This is a genomic window from Pseudomonas sp. MF08817, from assembly GCF_059862705.1.
In genome coordinates this window covers 133,519-153,245 of sequence record NZ_JCBCUY010000002.1, presented here as the reverse complement: position 1 = coordinate 153,245, position 19,727 = coordinate 133,519, and the positions used below count along the sequence as shown (strand labels likewise).

General features: G+C 62.5%; 16 protein-coding genes and 4 tRNA genes. 8 read left to right on the top strand and 12 right to left on the bottom strand.

What is annotated here, in order from left to right; genetic code table 11:
- Positions 1–148: 148 nt before the first annotated feature.
- The 5 genes from bamJ to AC19YR_RS02140 form a co-directional block, all read right to left on the bottom strand.
- Positions 149–862 (bottom strand): BamJ family beta-barrel-assembly machinery protein, encoded by a 714-nt coding sequence (gene bamJ / locus AC19YR_RS02160; protein ID WP_095107401.1) that lies wholly within the window; start codon positions 860–862, stop codon positions 149–151.
- Between the two features lie 251 nt (positions 863–1,113).
- Positions 1,114–1,190: transfer RNA gene (locus tag AC19YR_RS02155), tRNA-Asp, on the bottom strand.
- 19 nt (positions 1,191–1,209) lie between these two features.
- A tRNA-Val gene (locus AC19YR_RS02150) sits at positions 1,210–1,285 on the bottom strand.
- Positions 1,286–1,472: 187 nt separating this feature from the next.
- Positions 1,473–1,549: transfer RNA gene (locus AC19YR_RS02145), tRNA-Asp, on the bottom strand.
- Positions 1,550–1,568: 19 nt separating this feature from the next.
- Positions 1,569–1,644 (bottom strand) — tRNA-Val (locus AC19YR_RS02140).
- Positions 1,645–1,804: 160 nt separating this feature from the next.
- On the opposite strand from AC19YR_RS02140, the gene rdgC reads away from it, so the two are divergent.
- A complete protein-coding gene (rdgC, locus tag AC19YR_RS02135; protein WP_095107400.1) occupies positions 1,805–2,725 on the top strand; it encodes a recombination-associated protein RdgC in 921 nt (306 codons plus the stop codon).
- A gap of 116 nt (positions 2,726–2,841) precedes the next feature.
- The gene (gene sugE / locus AC19YR_RS02130) at positions 2,842–3,159 is read left to right on the top strand and encodes a quaternary ammonium compound efflux SMR transporter SugE (protein WP_095107399.1); all 318 of its coding nucleotides are present in this window, start codon (positions 2,842–2,844) and stop codon (positions 3,157–3,159) included.
- A gap of 55 nt (positions 3,160–3,214) precedes the next feature.
- Here the strand turns inward: sugE and AC19YR_RS02125 are convergent, their stop codons facing one another.
- From AC19YR_RS02125 to AC19YR_RS02115, 3 genes are all read right to left on the bottom strand, one after another.
- Positions 3,215–5,089: an MFS transporter gene (locus AC19YR_RS02125; protein WP_500596963.1), complete on the bottom strand. Its 1,875-nt coding sequence runs from the start codon at positions 5,087–5,089 to the stop codon at positions 3,215–3,217.
- Between the two features lie 85 nt (positions 5,090–5,174).
- The gene (locus AC19YR_RS02120; protein ID WP_500596961.1) at positions 5,175–6,326 is read right to left on the bottom strand and encodes a TDT family transporter; all 1,152 of its coding nucleotides are present in this window, start codon (positions 6,324–6,326) and stop codon (positions 5,175–5,177) included.
- Positions 6,327–6,430: 104 nt separating this feature from the next.
- On the bottom strand, positions 6,431–6,742 hold the full coding sequence (locus AC19YR_RS02115; protein ID WP_500596959.1) for a cupin domain-containing protein: 312 nt from the start codon (positions 6,740–6,742) through the stop codon (positions 6,431–6,433).
- Positions 6,743–6,929: 187 nt separating this feature from the next.
- Here AC19YR_RS02115 and AC19YR_RS02110 point away from each other — a divergent pair, with 187 nt between their 5' ends.
- Positions 6,930–10,400 carry a hybrid sensor histidine kinase/response regulator gene (locus tag AC19YR_RS02110; protein ID WP_095107395.1) on the top strand — a complete coding sequence of 1,157 codons (3,471 nt, stop codon included), beginning with the start codon at positions 6,930–6,932 and terminating at the stop codon, positions 10,398–10,400.
- 227 nt (positions 10,401–10,627) lie between these two features.
- Here the strand turns inward: AC19YR_RS02110 and AC19YR_RS02105 are convergent, their stop codons facing one another.
- A complete protein-coding gene (locus tag AC19YR_RS02105; protein ID WP_095107394.1) occupies positions 10,628–12,178 on the bottom strand; it encodes a sigma-54-dependent transcriptional regulator in 1,551 nt (516 codons plus the stop codon).
- A gap of 370 nt (positions 12,179–12,548) precedes the next feature.
- Here AC19YR_RS02105 and phhA point away from each other — a divergent pair, with 370 nt between their 5' ends.
- The 5 genes from phhA (at position 12,549) to AC19YR_RS02080 (ending at position 15,522) form a co-directional block, all read left to right on the top strand.
- A complete protein-coding gene (gene phhA / locus AC19YR_RS02100; protein WP_095107393.1) occupies positions 12,549–13,334 on the top strand; it encodes a phenylalanine 4-monooxygenase in 786 nt (261 codons plus the stop codon).
- Positions 13,335–13,440: 106 nt separating this feature from the next.
- Positions 13,441–13,797 carry a 4a-hydroxytetrahydrobiopterin dehydratase gene (locus AC19YR_RS02095; RefSeq protein ID WP_095107392.1) on the top strand — a complete coding sequence of 119 codons (357 nt, stop codon included), beginning with the start codon at positions 13,441–13,443 and terminating at the stop codon, positions 13,795–13,797.
- Positions 13,797–14,993, top strand: a complete 1,197-nt coding sequence (locus tag AC19YR_RS02090) for an amino acid aminotransferase (protein ID WP_500596957.1) — start codon at positions 13,797–13,799, stop codon at positions 14,991–14,993. The genes AC19YR_RS02095 and AC19YR_RS02090 overlap by 1 nt, the downstream gene beginning before the upstream one ends.
- A 149-nt stretch (positions 14,994–15,142) precedes the next feature.
- Positions 15,143–15,274, top strand: a complete 132-nt coding sequence (locus AC19YR_RS02085; protein ID WP_256576508.1) for a hypothetical protein — start codon at positions 15,143–15,145, stop codon at positions 15,272–15,274.
- Between the two features lie 71 nt (positions 15,275–15,345).
- Complete coding sequence (locus AC19YR_RS02080; protein ID WP_095107390.1) at positions 15,346–15,522, top strand: hypothetical protein; 177 nt, start codon at positions 15,346–15,348, stop codon at positions 15,520–15,522.
- Between the two features lie 62 nt (positions 15,523–15,584).
- On the opposite strand, the gene arfB is transcribed toward AC19YR_RS02080, so the two are convergent.
- The 3 genes from arfB to rluB form a co-directional block, all read right to left on the bottom strand.
- Positions 15,585–15,998, bottom strand: a complete 414-nt coding sequence (arfB, locus tag AC19YR_RS02075) for an alternative ribosome rescue aminoacyl-tRNA hydrolase ArfB (RefSeq protein ID WP_095107389.1) — start codon at positions 15,996–15,998, stop codon at positions 15,585–15,587.
- Positions 15,999–16,171: 173 nt separating this feature from the next.
- Positions 16,172–17,593 (bottom strand): amino acid permease, encoded by a 1,422-nt coding sequence (locus tag AC19YR_RS02070; protein ID WP_500596955.1) that lies wholly within the window; start codon positions 17,591–17,593, stop codon positions 16,172–16,174.
- Between the two features lie 874 nt (positions 17,594–18,467).
- Complete coding sequence (gene rluB / locus AC19YR_RS02065) at positions 18,468–19,670, bottom strand: 23S rRNA pseudouridine(2605) synthase RluB (RefSeq protein WP_500596954.1); 1,203 nt, start codon at positions 19,668–19,670, stop codon at positions 18,468–18,470.
- Between the last annotated feature and the right edge of the window lie 57 nt (positions 19,671–19,727).

Sequence of the window (19,727 nt, the reverse complement as noted above, 5' to 3'; positions counted from 1 at the left end):
ATTTCATTGACTTGGCGCCCATCACCCTCTAGCGCGGCGCCAGTTCTCCCTGTGACTCCTATCCGTGCCATCGGTTCGTTTTTCCATACGCCGGATGCGACAACGCCCCGCAGGAACGGGGCGTTGTCGTGGACTCAGACGCGGCTGCTTACTTGGCGGCCTCCGGCTTTGCCGGATCCTTGATTGCCAGCAGTTCCAGGTCGAATACCAGCACCGAGTTAGCCGGGATCGCCGGGCTCGGGCTCTGCTCGCCATAGGCCAGTTCGCTTGGAATGTACAGTTTGTACTTCTCACCGACATGCATCAGTTGCAGACCTTCGACCCAACCTGGGATCACGCCGCTGACCGGCAGATCGATCGGGCTGCCGCGCTCGACGGAGCTGTCGAACACCTTGCCATTTGTCAGTGCGCCGGTGTAGTGAACGGTCACTACGTCGGTCGGCTTAGGCTGGGCACCGTCAGCCTTCTGCACCACTTCATACTGCAGGCCGGAAGCGGTGGTGACCACGCCGGCTTTCTTGGCGTTGTCTTCAAGGAACTTCTTGCCGGCGGCTGCCGACTCTTCGCTCAACTTGGCCATGCGCTCTTCAGCACGCTTTTGCAGGGCAGCAAAGGCTTCGACCAGTTCGTCATCCTTGAGCTTCTGTTCTTTCTTACCGACGGCATCTTCAATGCCCTGGGCTACCGCTTTGGAGTCCAGGTCATCCATGCCTTCCTGGGCAAGGCTTTTGCCCATGTTCAGGCCGATACCGTAGGAAGCTTTTTGCGCCGGGGTTTTCAGCTCTACGCTGGTCTGCGAGTCACAACCCGCCAGAACCAGGCCAACCAGGGCAACCGCCGCCGCCAACCGATGCTGTTTCATGCTATTTCCTTGTTCATGCGCCGAGAGGGCAATCGAGTAAAGCCGCGAGCTTATCAGGCGGCCACGACCAATGGCTACCGGCATAAGAGCCGGATATGGCTGATAAGTTCAGGCATTGCCGCGCATTTGAGGGCATCGCGATAATTTCGTTAGGAGCGAACTGAAAAAGCCAAACCACAGACGAAAAAAAACCCGCATTGAGCGGGCTTTCTAGCGTGACCTGGCGTTCAGAGGGCCAGGAAACTTGAATATGGCGCAGCGGACGGGACTCGAACCCGCGACCCCCGGCGTGACAGGCCGGTATTCTAACCGACTGAACTACCGCTGCGCGTAGCGTTGAAAGCAAGTGGTGGGTGATGACGGGATCGAACCGCCGACATTCTGCTTGTAAGGCAGACGCTCTCCCAGCTGAGCTAATCACCCTTTACCTTCGATGCGGGGCGCATTGTGCCACAGTTTTTCATAACGTGTTGATTTAATTAATAAATTTATTAAAAAAACGGAAAAATCGTGAATCGACGCGCCCTACACAAACCTCGAACATAAAAAAGCCCGCGTGAGCGGGCTTCTCTGTGGTGACCTGGCGTTCAGCGTTCCAGGTTACCGAATATGGCGCAGCGGACGGGACTCGAACCCGCGACCCCCGGCGTGACAGGCCGGTATTCTAACCGACTGAACTACCGCTGCGCGTAACACTGAATGCGAATGGTGGGTGATGACGGGATCGAACCGCCGACATTCTGCTTGTAAGGCAGACGCTCTCCCAGCTGAGCTAATCACCCTTCACGTTCGGTGTGGCGCGCATTCTACGGAGCACCCCCTACTCTGGCAAGCACTTTTTAAAATAATTTTTTCAGGCCTTCCAAAGGCTTAGCGAAGGGTTGGCCTATCGGAATTGGAAGCGAATAATGCGCACCTTTGTATAAAGGAGAGACCCGCCCCATGTGGTTCAAGAACCTGCTTATCTATCGCCTGACCCAAGATCTGCCTTTTGATGCCGAGGCGTTGGAAACTGCACTGGCGACCAAACCGGCCCGTGCCTGTGCAAGCCAGGAGTTGACCACCTACGGTTTCGTCGCGCCGTTCGGCAAGGGCGAAGACGCCCCGCTTGTCCACGTCAGCCAGGATTTCCTGTTGATCGCCGCACGCAAGGAAGAACGCATCCTGCCGGGTAGCGTGGTGCGCGATGCCTTGAAGGAAAAAGTCGACGAGATCGAAGCCGAGCAAATGCGCAAGGTCTATAAGAAGGAACGCGACCAGCTCAAGGATGAAATCATCCAGGCCTTCCTGCCCCGCGCCTTTATCCGTCGCTCGTCCACCTTTGCCGCGATTGCGCCGAAACAGGGCCTGATCCTCGTCAACTCCGCCAGCCCCAAGCGCGCCGAAGACCTGCTCTCGACCCTGCGTGAAGTGATCGGCTCCCTGCCGGTGCGCCCGTTGACCGTCAAGGTTGCGCCAAGCGCCACCCTTACCGACTGGGTCAAGACCCAGAAAGCCGCGGACGATTTCTTCGTCCTCGACGAGTGCGAGCTGCGCGACACCCACGAAGACGGCGGCATCGTGCGCTGCAAGCGCCAGGACCTGACCGGCGAAGAAATCCAGTTGCACCTGAGCACGGGCAAAGTCGTGACCCAGTTGTCCCTGGCCTGGCAGGACAAGCTGTCGTTCATGCTGGACGACAAAATGGTGGTCAAGCGCCTGAAATTCGAGGACCTGTTGCAAGACCAGGCCGAACAGGACGGCGGCGACGATGCCCTGGGCCAACAGGACGCCAGTTTCACCCTGATGATGCTGACCTTCGGCGAGTTCCTCCCGGCCCTGGTCGAAGCCCTTGGCGGCGAAGAGACGCCTCAGGGAATCTAGGCCAACTTGCCCCCTGGATTAATGCCGGGCACCATACGACCCACCGCGGGGACGACCCCGCGGCTCTATCGAACGTTCAATCCGGGGACGACCCCACCATTGGATAGGGGGGCATCATGTCCTGGATCATTCTGTTTTTCGCCGGTCTTTTTGAAGTGGGCTGGGCCGTCGGTCTGAAGTACACCGACGGCTTCAGCCGCCCGCTGCCCACGGCACTGACCATCGTCGCGATGGCCATCAGCCTCGGTTTGTTGGGGCTGGCCATGAAGGAGTTGCCCCTGGGCACGGCCTACGCCATCTGGACCGGGGTCGGCGCAATCGGCACGGTAATCGCCGGGATCATCCTGTTCGGCGAATCCATGGCGCTGTTTCGCCTGGCCAGCGTGGCGTTGATTATCGCCGGGCTGGTGGGGTTGAAAGTCAGCGCCAGCTAAGTAGCCAGGCATGAAAACGCCCGCAATCGCGGGCGTTTTTGTATGCGCCGAAAACCTAGCGCAGGCTACCGCGCAACCCGCCCACCAACTCGCGCAGATGCTCAGGCGCGGCGTCCGCAACCGGCACCGGTTGCCCAGCCACCAGCGTCACCCGTGACCAGATGCGGTGGAAAAAGCCCTTGCCCGGGTCGCGGCTGAAGAAGCTGCCCCACAACCCCTGCAACGCCAACGGAATCACCGGCACCGGGGTTTCTTCGAGAATCCGCGTCAGCCCGCCCTTGAACTCGCTGATCTCACCGTCCGAGGTCAACTTGCCTTCGGGAAAGATGCACACCAGTTCGCCGTCCTTGAGGTACTGGGCGATCCGGGTGAAAGCCTTTTCGTAGATCTGGATATCTTCCTGCCGCCCGGCAATCGGAATGGTCCCGGCGGTGCGGAAGATAAAGTTCAGCACCGGCAGGTTGTAGATTTTGTAGTACATAACAAAGCGAATCGGCCTACGCACCGCCCCACCAATGAGCAAGGCATCGACAAAGGACACGTGATTGCACACCAACAGCGCCGCGCCATCGTCGGGTATCTGCTCCAGGTTGCGATGCTCGACTCGGTACATGGAATGGCTCAGCAGCCAGATCAGGAAGCGCATGCTGAACTCGGGGACGATTTTGAAGATGTAAGCATTGACCGCGACGTTGAGCAGCGACACCACCAAAAACAGCTGGGGGATCGACAGCTTCGCCAGGCTCAGCAGCACGATCGAGACAATCGCCGAGACCACCATGAACAAGGCATTGAGGATGTTGTTGGCGGCAATCACCCGCGCCCGCTCGTTTTCGGCGGTACGCGACTGGATCAAAGCGTACAGCGGCACAATATAGAAGCCGCCGAAAACCCCCAGCCCGAGGATATCCACCAACACCCACCAGGCCTGGCCGAAGCCCAGCACGGTGAGCCAGTCGTGGCCCGAGGCGCTGGCCGGGATACCGCCGGAGTGCCACCACAGCAGCAAGCCAAATACCGTCAGGCCAAAGGAGCCGAACGGCACCAGGCCGATTTCCACTTTGCGCCCCGAAAGTTTCTCGCAAAGCATCGAACCCAGGGCGATGCCCACCGAAAACACCGTGAGGATCAGGGTGACCACGGTTTCATCGCCGTGCAGCCACTCTTTGGCGTAGGCCGGGATCTGCGTCAGGTAGATCGCGCCGACAAACCAGAACCACGAGTTGCCGACAATCGAACGAGACACGGCAGGCGTCTGCCCCAGGCCCAGGCGCAAGGTGGCCCAGGACTGGCTGAAGATGTTCCAGTTGAGGCGCAGGTCAGGCGTAGAGGCCGCAGCCCTCGGAATAGCGCGGCTGGCCAGGTAGCCCAACACCGCCACCGCGATAATGGCCGTGGCAACGACGGGGGCGTACTGGGTCGACGACATCATCACGCCAGCACCGATGGTGCCCGCCAGGATCGCCAAAAAGGTGCCCATTTCCACCAAGCCATTGCCGCCCACTAGCTCCTCTTCGCGCAGGGCCTGGGGCAGGATCGAGTACTTCACCGGGCCGAACAGCGCCGAGTGGGTGCCCATGGCGAACAGCGCCAGGAGCATCAGCCACAGGTGATTGAACAGAAAACCCACCGCGCCGACGGCCATGATGGCGATTTCGCCGAGTTTAATCAGGCGGATCAACGCGTCCTTGGCGAACTTTTCGCCAAACTGCCCGGCCAGCGCCGAGAACAGAAAAAACGGCAGGATAAACAGCAACGCGCACAGGTTGACCCAGATCGAGCGGTCGCCCTCGATGGCCAATTTGTAGAGGATGGCGAGGATCAGCGACTGCTTGAAAATGTTGTCGTTGAACGCCCCGAGGGACTGCGTGATGAAAAACGGCAAGAAACGCCGCGTGCGAAGCAAGGTGAACTGCGAAGGGTGACTCATCGTCCATGTCCCTGAGTGGCTTGGATGCCTTATTAGAGGGTCGAATACTGGCCCAAGCCACACACTTCGCCAACCCCCCGGCGTTCTAGCGGGGCAAACCGGCCAGGCAAGGCGAGACGAACAACTCACCGCGATAAGCCCCTTGCACGGTGCGGGTGGCCACCACCAGCCACATCAGCGCCAGCGCCGCCACCAGCAGGCAGCCGACCACGCTGAAAAAGCCCAGGTGCAGGGTCTCGGCCAGTTTCAGGGTGGCCAGGGCATACACCCCGAGCGGGAAGGTGAAGCCCCACCAGCCCAGGTTGAAGGGAATACCGCTGCGCAGGTACTTGAGGGTAATCAGCACGGCGATGAGCATCCACCAAAGGCCCAGCCCCCACAGCGTGATCCCCGCCACCAGCCCCAGCCCGGCGGCGATTTCACCGATACCGGGCAAGCCGTTGGCGGCAAAGATCGCCGGGGCATCGGCGCCCAGCAGCAGCATGCCCAAAGCGCCGGTGCCGATCGGCCCCAGGGCCAGCCAACTCGACGCCGCCATGCTCTCGTGGGGCAGTTTGTGCAGGGCCATGCGCAGCACCAGGATGGTGAGGATGCTGAACGCCACCGGCAGAGAAAACGCCCACAGCACGTAACTGGTCACCAGCATCACGAATTGCCCGTGGGCATCGGCCAGGTGCGGCGCCAGCAGGCCCCCGCTGGCCGCCGCCACTTCCGCCGCCACCACTGGCAGCAGCCAGACTGCGGTCATCTGGTCGATGCTGTGCTCCTGGCGGGTGAACATCAGAAACGGGATCAACACCCCGCAGGCCAGGGCCATGGCCACGTCCAGCCACCAGATCGCCTCGGCCAGCGGCACGACGCCTGCACCCCAGCGTGGCAGGCCGAACAACAACAGGCCATTAAGGATGGTGGCCAGGCCCATGGGGATGGTGCCGAAGAACATCGATACGGTGGAATGGCCGAAAATTCGCCGTGCTTCGTCGAAGAACAGCCACCAACGGGCGGCGTACAGCGCCGAAAATAGCACGAACAGGGCGATGGTCAGCCACCACAGGCCCTCGGCCACCGCGTGCAGGCCCGCCAGAGGCAACGGCAGTTGCGCCAGCGCCAAGGCCAGCACGCCGGTGCCCATGGTGGCGGCGAACCAGTTAGGGGTGAATTGGCGAATGGCTTCGCGCGGATGGGGCAAATGGCGCAGCGGGCGATAGCTGCGAGCCAGGGTATTGGGGCACGTCATGGGCGACTCCGCTGCTCTGATGAGGTAGCGCCCATGCTAGACCCGAATCGAATATCTATATAACGGGTAATTTCTCTAACTGTTATCTGTTTTACCTATATGCCCTACACACTGCCCTCGCTCTCCACCACCAGCACCCGCGCCACGCCCTGTGGATGGGCCACGTGCTCGGTGCCGACAGTGGCGTAGAAAATGTCCCCCACGTCCAGCATCACCCGTTGTTCCACGCCCTGCTCGCGATAGTGCATCTCGACTTGCCCGTCGAGTACCACGAAGACTTCCTGGCCATCGTTGATGTGCCATTTATAAGGCTGGTCGGTCCAGTGCAGGCGCGTGGTGATGCCGTTCATGGTGGCGATATCCAACGCCGCCCAGGGGCGCTCGCCGATGAAGGATTTGCTACGGATGACGCGCATGAATAAGCCTGCCGAGTAAGAAGGAAACCGGGCCGGGCATTGTGCTACTAATTACTCGACACCGCACCGGCCAGAGCGCTGCGACACCACACCGCGCTGAGACCTTGGTCGAGACTGACGAACGCCCGGGGCCGTGCGAGACTGTCCGACCGGGCTTGAGGCCCGGTGTCTTTTGCCGGGAGCTTCCATGTCGTTGTCCAGCGGGCTGATTGCCGCCGTCGCCCTGGCCTATATGGCCATCATGTTCGCCATCGCCTTCTACGGTGACCGGCGCAGCAAACCCCTGCCGCCGCGAGTGCGCGCCTGGGTATATAGCCTGTCGCTGGCGGTCTATTGCACCAGTTGGACCTTCTTCGGGGCCGTGGGCCAGGCTGCCGAGCAATTGTGGTCGTTCCTGCCGATCTACCTGGGGCCGATCCTGTTGCTGGTGCTGGCGCCCTGGGTGCTGCAAAAAATGGTGATGATTAGCAAGCAAGAGAACATCACCTCCATCGCCGACTTCATCGCCGCGCGCTATGGCAAATCCCAATCCCTGGCGGTGGTGGTGGCGTTGATCTGCCTGGTGGGCGTGCTGCCCTACATCGCCCTGCAACTCAAGGGCATCGTGCTCGGCGTGAACCTGTTGATCGGCGCCGGTGCCGACGCCATGGGCACCCGCGCCCAGGACACCGCGCTGATCGTGTCGCTGATTTTGGCCCTGTTCACCATCGTTTTCGGCACGCGCAACCTGGACGCCACCGAGCACCACCGGGGCATGGTGCTGGCGATTGCCTTTGAATCTTTGGTCAAGCTGTTCGCGTTTCTGGCCGTCGGCGCCTTTGTCACCTACGGCCTCTACGACGGTTTCGATGACCTCTTCGACCAAGCCATGCTGGCCCCGCGTCTGGAGCAGTACTGGAAGGAAACCATCAACTGGCCCTCCATGGTGGTACAGACCGGCGTAGCGATGATGGCCATCATCTGCCTGCCCCGGCAGTTCCACGTCACGGTGGTGGAAAACATCGAGCCGGCGGACCTGCGCCTGGCCAAATGGGTGTTCCCCGCCTACCTCGCCCTCGCCGCGCTGTTCGTGGTGCCGATTGCCCTGGCCGGGCAAATGCTGTTGCCCAGTTCGGTGCTGCCTGACTCTTTCGTCATCAGCCTGCCCCTGGCCCAGGCCCACCCGGCGCTGGCCCTGCTGGCGTTTATCGGCGGTGCCTCGGCGGCCACCGGCATGGTGATTGTGGCCAGCGTGGCGCTGTCCACCATGGTGTCCAACGACATGCTGTTGCCCTGGCTACTGCGGCGCAAAAACGCCGAGCGCCCGTTCGAGGTGTTCCGCCACTGGATGCTCTCGGTGCGCCGGGTCAGCATCGTGGTGATCCTGCTGCTGGCCTACGTCAGCTATCGCCTGCTGGGCTCGACCGCAAGCCTGGCGACCATCGGCCAGATCGCCTTCGCCGCCGTCACCCAACTGGCCCCGGCGATGCTCGGCGCGCTGTACTGGAAACAGGCCAACCGCCGCGGCGTGTTCGCCGGTTTGGCGGCGGGCACCTTCCTGTGGTTCTACACCCTGGTGCTGCCGATCGCCGCCCACAGCCTGGGCTGGTCGCTGAGTACCTTCCCCGGGCTGGCGTGGCTGCATGGCAACCCGCTGAACCTGCCGATCACCCCGCTAACCCAAGGCGTGGTGCTGTCGCTGGCGGGCAACTTCACCCTGTTCGCCTGGGTCTCGGTGCTGTCGCGCACCCGGGTTTCGGAGCACTGGCAGGCCGGGCGTTTTATCGGCCAGGAAATCCACGCGCGGCCCAACGCCCGCTCCATGCTCGCGGTACAGATCAACGACCTGCTGAGCCTCGCCGCCCGCTTCGTCGGCGAAGAGCGCGCGCGGCAGAGTTTTATCCGCTTCGCCTATCGCCAGGGCAAAGGCTTCAACCCCAACCAGAACGCCGATGGCGAATGGATCGCCCATACCGAACGCCTGCTGGCCGGCGTGCTCGGTGCCTCCTCGACCCGGGCGGTGGTGAAAGCCGCCATCGAAGGGCGGGAAATGCAGCTCGAAGATGTGGTGCGCATCGCCGACGAAGCCTCGGAGGTGCTGCAATTCAACCGCGCCCTGCTGCAAGGGGCGATCGAGAACATCACCCAAGGCATCAGCGTGGTCGACCAATCGCTGAAACTGGTGGCCTGGAACCGCCGCTACCTGGAGCTGTTCAACTACCCCGAAGGCCTGATTAGCGTGGGCCGGCCGATTGCCGACATCATCCGTTACAACGCCGAACGCGGCCTATGCGGCCCGGGCGAGGCGCAAGTGCATGTGGCCCGCCGCCTGCACTGGATGCGCCAGGGCCGTGCCCACACCTCCGAACGTTTGTTCCCCAATGGCCGGGTGATCGAGTTGATCGGCAACCCCATGCCCGGCGGCGGTTTCGTCATGAGCTTTACCGACATCACCGCGTTCCGCGAAGCCGAGCAAGCCCTCACCGAAGCCAACGAAGGCCTGGAGCGACGGGTCACCGAGCGCACCCACGAGTTGTCCCAACTCAACGTGGCACTGACCGAAGCCAAGGGCACCGCCGAATCCGCCAACCAGTCCAAAACGCGCTTTTTGGCCGCCGTCAGCCACGACCTGATGCAGCCGTTGAACGCTGCGCGGCTGTTCTCCGCCGCCCTCTCCCACCAGGACGACGGCTTATCGGCAGAAGCACAAAAACTGGTGCAGCACCTGGACAGTTCGCTGCGCTCGGCCGAAGACCTCATCAGCGACCTGCTGGACATTTCCCGCCTGGAAAACGGCAAGATCAACCCCGACCGCAAACCCTTCGCCCTCAACGAGTTGTTCGACACCTTGGGCGCCGAGTTCCAGGCCCTGGCCCGCGAACAGCAAATGACCTTCCGCCTGCGGGGCAGCCGTTTACGCGTGGACAGTGATATCAAGTTGCTGCGGCGCATCCTGCAAAACTTCCTCACCAACGCCTTCCGCTACGCCAAAGGCCCGGTACTGCTAGGCGTGCGCCGCCGCGGCAATGAGCTGAGCCTGCAAGTGTGGGACCGCGGGCCGGGCATTCCGGAAGACAAGCGGCAGGTGATTTTCGAGGAATTCAAGCGTTTGGACAGCCACCAGACCCGCGCCGAAAAAGGCCTGGGCCTGGGCCTGGCGATTGCCGACGGCCTATGCCGCGTGCTGGGGCATAGCCTGCAAGTGCGCTCCTGGCCGGGCAAGGGCAGCCTCTTTAGCGTCAGCGTGCCCTTGGCCCGCAGCCAGGCCAGCGCACCGGCGAAAGTCGCCGAGCAAAACGGCCAACTGCCCAATGGCGCGCGGGTGCTATGCGTGGACAACGAAGACAGCATCCTGATCGGCATGAACAGCCTGCTGACGCGCTGGGGCTGCCAAGTCTGGACGGCGCGTAACCGCGAAGAATGCGCGGCACTGATAAACGATGGGCTGCGCCCGCACCTGGCGCTGGTGGACTATCACCTGGACGACGGCGAAACCGGCACCGGGCTGATGGCCTGGCTGCGCACCGAACTGGGCGAACCGGTGCCCGGCGTGGTCATCAGCGCGGACGGGCGCCCGGAAATGATCGCCCAAGTCCACGCCGCCGGCCTGGACTACCTGGCCAAACCGGTGAAACCGGCGGCCCTGCGGGCGCTGCTGAGCCGGCATTTACCGCTCTGAGGCCCACTGTGCAAGGGTTTGTGAGGGCCCGCTCCCACAGGGGCCGCGTTGCCGGTTTTTTTGTGGGAGCGGGCCCGCCCGCGATGGCGGCCTTGCAAACGCTAGAGGGGCATCGGCTGTACCGGCCTCATCGCGGGCAGGCCCGCTCCCACAGTTGAACAGTGGTGTGGGGGGATTTTGATCTTTCCTCTGTGGGAGCGAGCCTGCTCGCGATGGCGGCTCCCCAATCACTTACCCAAATCGTACTCACGCAACTTGTTGGCAATGGTCGTGTGGGACACCCCCAAACGCTTGCCCAGTTGCCGGCTGCTCGGGTGGTCGGCGTACAAGCGCTCCAGCACGGCTTTCTCGAAGCGGCCGACAATCGCGTCCAAACCGCCCTCCAGGGAAAAATCGCCAAGGGGCTGGCGCACGCCGTAATCCGGCAGGCGGATATGCTCGGCCTTGACCACCCCGCCCTCGCACAGCGAAACCGCCTGGAACAGCACGTTCTCCAGTTGCCGCACGTTGCCCGGCCAGTCGTAGTGGCGCAACCGCTCCATCGCCGCCGGGGCCAGGGCCGGCAAGGCGCAGCCGATCTGGCGGCTGGCCTGGTCGAGAAAGTGTTCCACCAACGGTTCCAAGCCATCGAGGCACTCGCGCAGCGGCGGGATATGCAGCGACAGCACGTTGAGGCGGTGGTAGAGGTCCTGGCGGAACTCGCCAGCGGCGCACAACTGCGACAGGTCGAGCTGGGTGGCGCAGATCACCCGCACGTCCAGGTAAACCTCCTCATCGCTGCCCACACGGCGAAAGCAGCCGTCCTGCAAGAAACGCAGCAACTTCACCTGCAAACGGGGGCTCATTTCCCCTACGCCATCGAGAAACAACGTGCCGCCCGCCGTCAATTCCAGCAGCCCGAGCTTGCCTTCGGCCCGCGCGCCTTCAAAAGCCCCAGGCCCGTAGCCGAACAACTCGGTCTCGGCCATGGACTCGGGCAACCCGGCGCAATTGAGCGCCATCAACGGCGATTGCCCGCGCGGGCTGGCCAGGTGACAGGCGCGGGCCAGCAGTTCCTTGCCGGTGCCGGTCTCGCCCTCGATCAACAGCGGCGCATCCAGGGGCGCCATGCGCCGGGCCTCGCGCACCACCGCGGCCATCACTTTGGAACTCTGGAAAATACTGTCGAAGCCGCGCATCTCCTGCTTGCGCACGTTGTAGATGCGCTCGCCGACGCGGTCGGCGCGGTGCAGGGTAAGCACGGCGCCGGCCATGGCTTCGCTGTCGTCGTGTTCGGACTGCAACGGCGCGATATCGGCCAGGAACACGTCGCCCCGCACCTTGACCCGCAAACCGTTGATCCGCGACTTGTTAGCGCGCACCAGTTCCGGCAAGTCGAAATCCTCGGCGTAGCGCGACAGGGCAATGCCCGGCACCTCATCCACCCGCACCCCCAGCAATTGCGCGGCGGCGCGGTTGGCGGCGACGATGGAGCCGCCCATGTCGATGGACAGCACCGGAAACTCCAGCGCCCCCAACAGCGCATTGAGCTCCATGTGCCGGCGCTCGCTGGGCATCAAGCCCACACGCTTGACCCCAAACACCCCGGCAATCCCCTCGAACTTGGGGCGCAGGGCCTGGAATTGCAGGTTCACCAGGTTCGGGCACAGCAGGTAGATGGCGTTGCCGTGCTCGCCCCCCACTTCGCCACGGGCGACGTTGATCCCGTATTCCACCAACAGGTTGAGGATGTCGCGCAGGATGCCGATGCGGTTCTGGCAATGAACTTTGATACGCATAAAAAGGCCTGGCAAAGGTGAGAGAAACAACCCGTCTCCTTTGTGGGAGCGAGCCTGCTCGCGATGGCGCAACGTCAAGTACACCGCTATCGCGAGCAGGCTCCCACAGGAAGGGGGAAGGCGGGTTTGCCAAATTTTTTGGCCACCCGCACATTTAGTCGTAAATATTACGTTACGAACGAGCCACCCTCCAAACCCGCAACGCCCCATAGCCGATGGCCGCCTGGCAAAACGTAACGATTACTTTACGAAAAAACCAGATTTATCCTACACCCAAGACTGACGCCCCACTGCAAGCCGTTCACCACTGCGGTATCTGTAATAGCCATAGCGGCACATAACAAGAACGTATCCCTTGCAGGAGAGCAGCATGAAACAGACGCACTACGTGGCCCGCGAGCCCGATGCGCAGGGTTTTATCCACTACAGCGAGCAAGAACACGCCGTGTGGAACACCCTGATTACCCGCCAACTCAAACTGCTGGAAGGCCGCGCGTGCCAGGAATACCTGGACGGCATCGAAAAACTCGCCCTGCCCCACGACCGCATCCCACAACTGGACGAAATCAACCAAGTGCTGGGCGCCACCACCGGTTGGCAAGTGGCCCGGGTGCCGGCGCTGATTCCCTTCCAGACCTTCTTTGAATTGCTCGCCAACAAGCAGTTTCCCGTGGCGACCTTTATTCGCACGCCCCAAGAGCTGGATTACCTGCAAGAGCCGGACATTTTTCATGAGATCTTTGGCCACTGCCCCCTGCTGACCAACCCGTGGTTTGCCGAATTCACCCACACCTACGGCAAACTCGGCCTACAAGCCAGCAAGGAAGAACGGGTCTACCTGGCGCGCCTGTACTGGATGACCATCGAGTTCGGCCTGCTGGACACGCCAGAGGGCCTGCGCATCTACGGCGGCGGCATCCTCTCCTCGCCCAAGGAGACCCTCTACAGCCTCTCCTCCGAGCCCGAGCACCAAGCCTTCGACCCACTCGAAGCGATGCGTACGCCTTACCGCATCGACATCCTCCAGCCCCTGTATTTCGTGCTACCGAACATGAAACGCCTGTTCGACCTGGCCCACGAAGACATCATGGGGATGGTCCAGCAAGGCCGCGCCCTGGGCCTGCACAGCCCGAAATTCCCGCCCAAGGCGGCGTGAACCGCGACTTTCACCTGCGGGTGAGTCTTTTTTAACGGGCCGATTTGCTCTAGCGTGGGCAACCGGCCCCTGCTGCACCCATAACAATCGAATTCAGGAATACACCATGAACACACTCAACCAAGCCCATTGCGAAGCCTGCCGTGCCGATGCGCCCCAAGTCAGCGACGAAGAACTGCCGAGCCTTATCAAGCAGATCCCGGACTGGAACATCGAAGTACGCGATGGCGTGATGCAGCTGGAAAAAGTCTTCCTGTTCAAGAACTTCAAATTTGCCCTGGCCTTCACCAATGCCATGGGCGAAATCTCCGAGGCCGAAGGCCACCACCCTGGCCTGCTCACCGAGTGGGGCAAAGTTACCGTGACCTGGTGGAGCCACTCCATCAAAGGCCTGCACCGCAACGACTTCATCATGGCCGCGCGCACCGATGACGTGGCCAAGGACGCCGAGGGCCGTAAATAATGCACTTCGATGCCATTGGCCGGGTGCCTGGCGACCCGATCCTGGGCCTGATGGAGGCCTACGCGGCCGACAGCAACCCGCGCAAGTTCGACCTGGGCGTGGGCGTGTACAAGGATGCCCTGGGCCTGACGCCCATCCTGCAATCGGTGAAACTCGCCGAGCAGCGCCTGGTAGAACGCCAGACCACCAAAACCTACATCGGCGGCCACGGCGATGCGGCGTTCGGCAAGGTCATCAATGACCTGGTGCTGGGCGCCGACAACGCCTTGATCGGCCAGCAACGCGCCGGTGCCACCCAGACCCCGGGCGGCACCGGGGCCTTGCGCCTGAGCGCCGACTTCATCGCCCATTGCCTGCCGGGCCGTGGCATTTGGCTGAGCAACCCGACCTGGCCGATCCACGAAACCCTCTACGCGGCGGCCGGCATCAAGGTCAGCCACTACCCCTACGTAGGCAGCGACAACCGCCTCGACGTCGAGGCGATGCTCGCCACCCTGGAGCTGATCCCCAAGGGCGACGTGGTGCTGCTGCACGCCTGCTGCCACAACCCCACCGGTTTCGACCTGAGCCAGGACGACTGGCACCGGGTGCTGGACGTGGTGCGCCGCCGCGAACTGCTGCCGCTGATCGACTTCGCCTACCAGGGCTTCGGCGATGGCCTGGAGCAAGACGCCTGGGCGGTGCGCCTGTTTGCCCGGGAGTTGCCCGAGTTGCTTATCACCAGCTCCTGCTCGAAAAACTTCGGTCTGTACCGCGACCGCACCGGCGCGCTGATCGTCTGCGCCGGCAGCGCCGACAAGCTGCTGGATATCCGCAGCCAACTGGCGTTTCTGGCCCGTAACCTGTGGTCCACGCCACCGGATCACGGCGCCGCAGTAGTGGCCACCATCCTCGGCGACCCCGAGCTGAAAAGCCTGTGGGCCGACGAAGTAGAAGCCATGCGCCTGCGCATCGCACAATTGCGCAGCGGCTTGGTGGAGGCCTTGGGGCCACACGGCCTGGGCGAACGTTTTGCCCATATCGGCGTGCAACGCGGGATGTTTTCCTACACCGGCCTCAGTGCCGAACAGGTCAAACGCCTGCGAGAAGAACACAGCGTGTACATGGTCAGTTCCGGGCGGGCCAACGTCGCCGGCATCGACGCCACACGCCTGGACCTGCTGGCCGTGGCCATTGCTGACGTCTGCGTGAGCTGAATCGTCAGCGGCCGTGGCCGCTGACCCTTTCATCTCCCCCACCAAGATAAAAGTCTGTTTGTCATCTTCGCTGCTGTATCCTGCCCAAGCTTTTTAAAAGCGCGGATCTACCAGCGATTTAAAAACAGACCTTGCGAGGAGCGACGACGATGCACGAAATCCCTAATCTCCCCTTCCCAAGCCTGCACGAGACTGAGCAGACAACCCCGCAACAAGCCGGCGCCCAACAGCCCGAGCGTAAAGAAGCAGCCGACAGCCACAAGGCCGACAGCGAAGAGTGAAACCCAGACCGTGTGGAAAGCGCTGTATTACGCGCTTTCCACACCGCCTGAACCCCGCCGGACCCCGCCCCATGACCGATACCTTCAGCGACACCCAGGCCAGCCAATTGATCGACACCGCCCAACAAATGGTCGAGATCTGGAGCCGCCTCAGCACAGAAAAACAAACCGCCCTGCTCCAGCGCTTCGGCACCCCGGAAAACGCCCTGGCCGCCCTCATCGCCACCCGTCTCCTCGCGCCTTTGTAGGCGTTGTAGACGCCCGAAAAAACACTGCCTCCCTGTAGCAAGCCAGGGCTGCGCGCCGATGGCTAAAAATCCACCTTGCCGCGCCCGGCCTTGATGCTGCCGCGTTTGGTCTTGGATTCCAGCCGACGCTTTTTCGAGCCCAGGGTGGGCTTGGTCGGGCGGCGTTTCTTTTCCACCTTGGTGGCGCTGTGGATCAACTCCACCAACCGTTCCAGGGCATCGGCGCGGTTCTGCTCCTGGGTGCGGTACTGCTGGGCCTTGAGAATCAGCACGCCATCACTGGTGATACGGCTGTCACGCAGCGCCAGCAGGCGCTCCTTGTAGAACTCGGGCAAGGACGACGCCGGGATATCAAAGCGCAGGTGCACGGCGCTGGAGACCTTATTGACGTTCTGCCCACCCGCGCCCTGGGCGCGAATGGCCGTCAACTCGATCTCGGCATCCGGCAGATGCACGTTGTTGGAAATCACCAGCATGGAAGAGGGTCCGGGTGAAGGGTGCACAGGATAGCGCGAGCCGCAGGTAAAACGAATGCGGGAGCGGACCCACCGGCGATGGCGGCCTGCCAGCCAACCTTGAGGTTGACTGGAGGTCCGTTATCGCCAGCAAGCCCGCTCCCACAGGGGGTTTGCCGGGAGGTGTGGGGCCGTTACTTCATGGCCGGCACCGCCGCCTCCAGCGCAAGGCGTGCGCTGCGCTTGTTCTTGATCCAATAGCAGACACCCATGAACACCACCCACACCGGGATCGCGTAGACGGAAATCTGGATACCCGGGATCAGCAGCATCACGCCCAGGATGAACACCACGAACGCCAGGCACACGTAGTTGCCGTAGGGGTACCACAGGGCCTTGAACAGCGGCGTCTGCGCGGTGCGGTTCATGTGCTGGCGGAACTTGAAGTGCGAGTAGCTAATCATCGCCCAGTTGATGACCAGGGTGGCCACCACCAAGGACATCAGCAACTCCAGGGCATGCTGCGGGATCAGGTAGTTGAGCAGCACCGCCACGAAGGTCACCGCGGCCGAGGCCAGGATCGAACGCACCGGTACGCCGCGCTTGTCGATCTTGGCCAGGGCACGGGGGGCATCGCCCTGCTCGGCCATGCCCAAGAGCATGCGGCTGTTGCAATAGGTGCCGCTGTTGTACACCGACAAGGCTGCGGTCAAGACCACGAAGTTGAGGATGTGCGCCGCGGTGTTGCTGCCCAGCATCGAGAACACCTGCACGAACGGGCTGCCGCTGTAGGCATCGCCGGAGGCATTGAGGGTCGCCAGCAGGCTATCCCATGGGGTCAGGGACAGCAGCACCACCAGGGCCCCGATGTAGAAAATCAGGATGCGGTAGATGACCTGGTTGATGGCCTTGGGGATCACGGTTTTGGGCTGGTCCGCCTCGGCAGCGGTGAAGCCGAGCATTTCCAGGCCGCCGAAGGAGAACATGATGATCGCCATGGCCATCACCAGGCCACTGACGCCATTGGGAAAGAACCCGCCGTGCTCCCACAGGTTGCTGACCGACGCCTGCGGGCCGCCGCTGCCGCTGACCAGCAGGTAGCTGCCCAGGGCGATCATGCCGACGATGGCCACCACCTTGATGATGGCGAACCAGAACTCCGCCTCGCCGAACACTTTGACGTTGGCCAGGTTGATGGCGTTAATCATCAGGAAGAACACCGCCGCCGAGGCCCAGGTCGGAATCTCCGGCCACCAGTAGTGCACGTACTTGCCGACCGCGGTCAGCTCCGACATGCCCACCAGGATGTAGAGAATCCAGCAGTTCCAGCCCGACAGGAAGCCGGCGAAACCGCCCCAGTACTTATGGGCGAAGTGGCTGAACGAGCCGGCCACCGGCTCCTCGACGATCATTTCGCCCAGTTGGCGCATTATCATGAACGCGATGAAACCGCAGATCGCGTAGCCCAGGATCATCGAAGGGCCGGCCGATTTCAGCACGCCCGCCGAGCCCAGGAACAAGCCTGTACCGATCGCGCCACCGAGGGCGATCAGTTGAATATGACGATTTTTCAGGCCGCGTTTCAGTTCGCCTGAAGGGGCATTTTGTCCACTCATGGAAAGAGTCTCACGCAAGGTTTGATGAGGATCGCTTCACGTCGCCGCTGACAGAGAAGCGACTCAAACCCCAGCGCAGGCACCAGGAATCCAACGTTTTTCTAACGGTCATACGTCACCTGTTTGTTTTTATCTGTGACGAAATCGAACCCGTCACGCTTGTGGCGCGGCGGAGTTACCAAGGCGGGTAGCCTGAGTTTTGGCGAAAACGCAGAGGGTCACAGCTAAAACGCGGCGCATTGTACACCTGTAACCCCCTGTTGCCAGGCCTCGCTAAATCAGCGCGGCCCTTGCCGGGATTGCCTGTGGGCGCCACGACAGCCTCGGGCACCTGCAAAAACGCAGTCAGGCCCTTGCGAGCCGGGGACGGGAGCCACGCACGAGCGGCCCCACGGGGAGAGAGGAAATGGATACACGGCGTTCATTGCGCCTCCTTCTTGTTATATGCCTGCACACCAGGCTTAGCGCGCATCAGACCGGGGAAGGCCCGGTGAAACAAGCACGCCCGAGCGGCGCGGAACTTTACTGAAGGTCATATCTGGCAGCTTTTGCTTACAGCTGCGCGCAAATGCCGCAGCGACCTGGCAGCGCGGGGAGCTTCGTCAAGCAGCCTTTACGGGGCGTCACGATAACTTTCCATCGCCCACACCCGTGGGAGCGAGCCTGCTCGCGATGGCGCCAGTTCGGCCAATATCACTGCCGGGTATACCAGCGCCAACCTCGGATCGCCGCCCGGACCCAGCCCACAGAGGGGAAGTGCCCCACCGGAGAACATATCTGGCTGGCAAAAGCCATTGCGCCAGCCCAAAAAAAACGCCAACCCAAAGGTTGGCGCTCTCTCTTGCCGCTTGCCGCTAAACCCTAGCCGCTGCCCTCAAGGCTTCTTACGCCCAAACCCCGGGCGCTGGCCGGAGCCTGCCGGTGCGCCGCGGCGCTTGCCGGACGGTGCGTCGCGGTCGACCAGGGCAATGCCTGGGCGCTTGGCACCTGGCTTGGCCGGGCGTTTGGTGTCGGCGGGACGATCGGCCACCGGCGTGCCGCGCCCGGTTGCCGGGGCACCGCGGCCCTTGGCTGGGCGTGGTGCGCGTTCGCCGTCCTGGCGTGGCGCGGGCTTGCGGGCCGGCCGCTCGCCTTCGATCTGCGGCTCGCGGCTTGGGCGTGGCCCAGTCGCCGGCGTTCCGGCCACCGGGCGCAGCGTGCGCAGACGCTCGCTCTTGCCCACCGGGCGGGACGACTTACGCTGCATCCGCTCAAGCTTGTCTTTGCTCTTGGCGTTCATCTGCGGCATGGCCACGGGGGTCAGGCCCACTTCGGCGGCGAGGATGTCCACCTCGTACTGGCTCATTTCGCGCCAGCGGCCCATCGGCAGGTCGGAGTTGAGGAACACCGGGCCGAAACGCACGCGCTTGAGGCGGCTGACCACCAGGCCCTGGGATTCCCACAGGCGCCGCACTTCGCGGTTGCGGCCTTCCATCACCACGCAGTGGTACCAGTGGTTGAAGCCTTCGCCACCCGGCGCTTGCTTGATGTCGGTGAACTTGGCCGGGCCGTCTTCGAGCACCACGCCCGCCTTCAGGCGTTCGATCATCTCGTCGTCGACTTCACCACGCACACGCACCGCGTACTCACGGTCCATCTCATAGGAGGGGTGCATCAGGCGGTTAGCCAGCTCACCGTCGGTGGTGAACATCAACAGGCCCGTGGTGTTGATGTCGAGGCGACCGATGTTGATCCAGCGGCCTTCTTTAGGGCGCGGCATCTTGTCGAACACCGTCGGGCGGCCTTCCGGGTCGTCGCGGGTGCAGATCTCGCCATCGGGCTTGTTGTACATGATGACGCGGCGCACCGATTCGGCAGCCTCTTCGCGCTTGATGACTTTGCCGTCGATGGTGATGGCGTCGTGCATGTCAACGCGCAGCCCCAGGGTGGCGTCTTTGCCGTTGACCTTGATGCGGCCGTGGCTGATCCAGGCTTCGACGTCGCGGCGCGAACCGACGCCGATACGGGCCAATACCTTCTGCAGTTTTTCGCCTGCGGGGCCGATTTCCTGGTCGTCTTTCTGGTCGTTGATACTCATCTGGGCACCTCCCGGTGTGGTCTGTTCAGGCCTGGCCTGAAGCGTTGGAATCTGGTC

Bases quoted from the DNA above. Each gene is read 5' to 3' on its own strand.
- bamJ (WP_095107401.1), bottom strand. From the start codon at position 862: ATGAAACAGCATCGGTTGGCGGCGGCGGTTGCCCTGGTTGGCCTGGTT.
- rdgC (WP_095107400.1), top strand. From the start codon at position 1,805: ATGTGGTTCAAGAACCTGCTTATCTATCGCCTGACCCAAGATCTGCCT.
- sugE (WP_095107399.1), top strand. From the start codon at position 2,842: ATGTCCTGGATCATTCTGTTTTTCGCCGGTCTTTTTGAAGTGGGCTGG.
- AC19YR_RS02125 (WP_500596963.1), bottom strand. From the start codon at position 5,089: ATGAGTCACCCTTCGCAGTTCACCTTGCTTCGCACGCGGCGTTTCTTG.
- AC19YR_RS02120 (WP_500596961.1), bottom strand. From the start codon at position 6,326: ATGACGTGCCCCAATACCCTGGCTCGCAGCTATCGCCCGCTGCGCCAT.
- AC19YR_RS02115 (WP_500596959.1), bottom strand. From the start codon at position 6,742: ATGCGCGTCATCCGTAGCAAATCCTTCATCGGCGAGCGCCCCTGGGCG.
- AC19YR_RS02110 (WP_095107395.1), top strand. From the start codon at position 6,930: ATGTCGTTGTCCAGCGGGCTGATTGCCGCCGTCGCCCTGGCCTATATG.
- AC19YR_RS02105 (WP_095107394.1), bottom strand. From the start codon at position 12,178: ATGCGTATCAAAGTTCATTGCCAGAACCGCATCGGCATCCTGCGCGAC.
- phhA (WP_095107393.1), top strand. From the start codon at position 12,549: ATGAAACAGACGCACTACGTGGCCCGCGAGCCCGATGCGCAGGGTTTT.
- AC19YR_RS02095 (WP_095107392.1), top strand. From the start codon at position 13,441: ATGAACACACTCAACCAAGCCCATTGCGAAGCCTGCCGTGCCGATGCG.
- AC19YR_RS02090 (WP_500596957.1), top strand. From the start codon at position 13,797: ATGCACTTCGATGCCATTGGCCGGGTGCCTGGCGACCCGATCCTGGGC.
- AC19YR_RS02085 (WP_256576508.1), top strand. From the start codon at position 15,143: ATGCACGAAATCCCTAATCTCCCCTTCCCAAGCCTGCACGAGACTGAG.
- AC19YR_RS02080 (WP_095107390.1), top strand. From the start codon at position 15,346: ATGACCGATACCTTCAGCGACACCCAGGCCAGCCAATTGATCGACACC.
- arfB (WP_095107389.1), bottom strand. From the start codon at position 15,998: ATGCTGGTGATTTCCAACAACGTGCATCTGCCGGATGCCGAGATCGAG.
- AC19YR_RS02070 (WP_500596955.1), bottom strand. From the start codon at position 17,593: ATGAGTGGACAAAATGCCCCTTCAGGCGAACTGAAACGCGGCCTGAAA.
- rluB (WP_500596954.1), bottom strand. From the start codon at position 19,670: ATGAGTATCAACGACCAGAAAGACGACCAGGAAATCGGCCCCGCAGGC.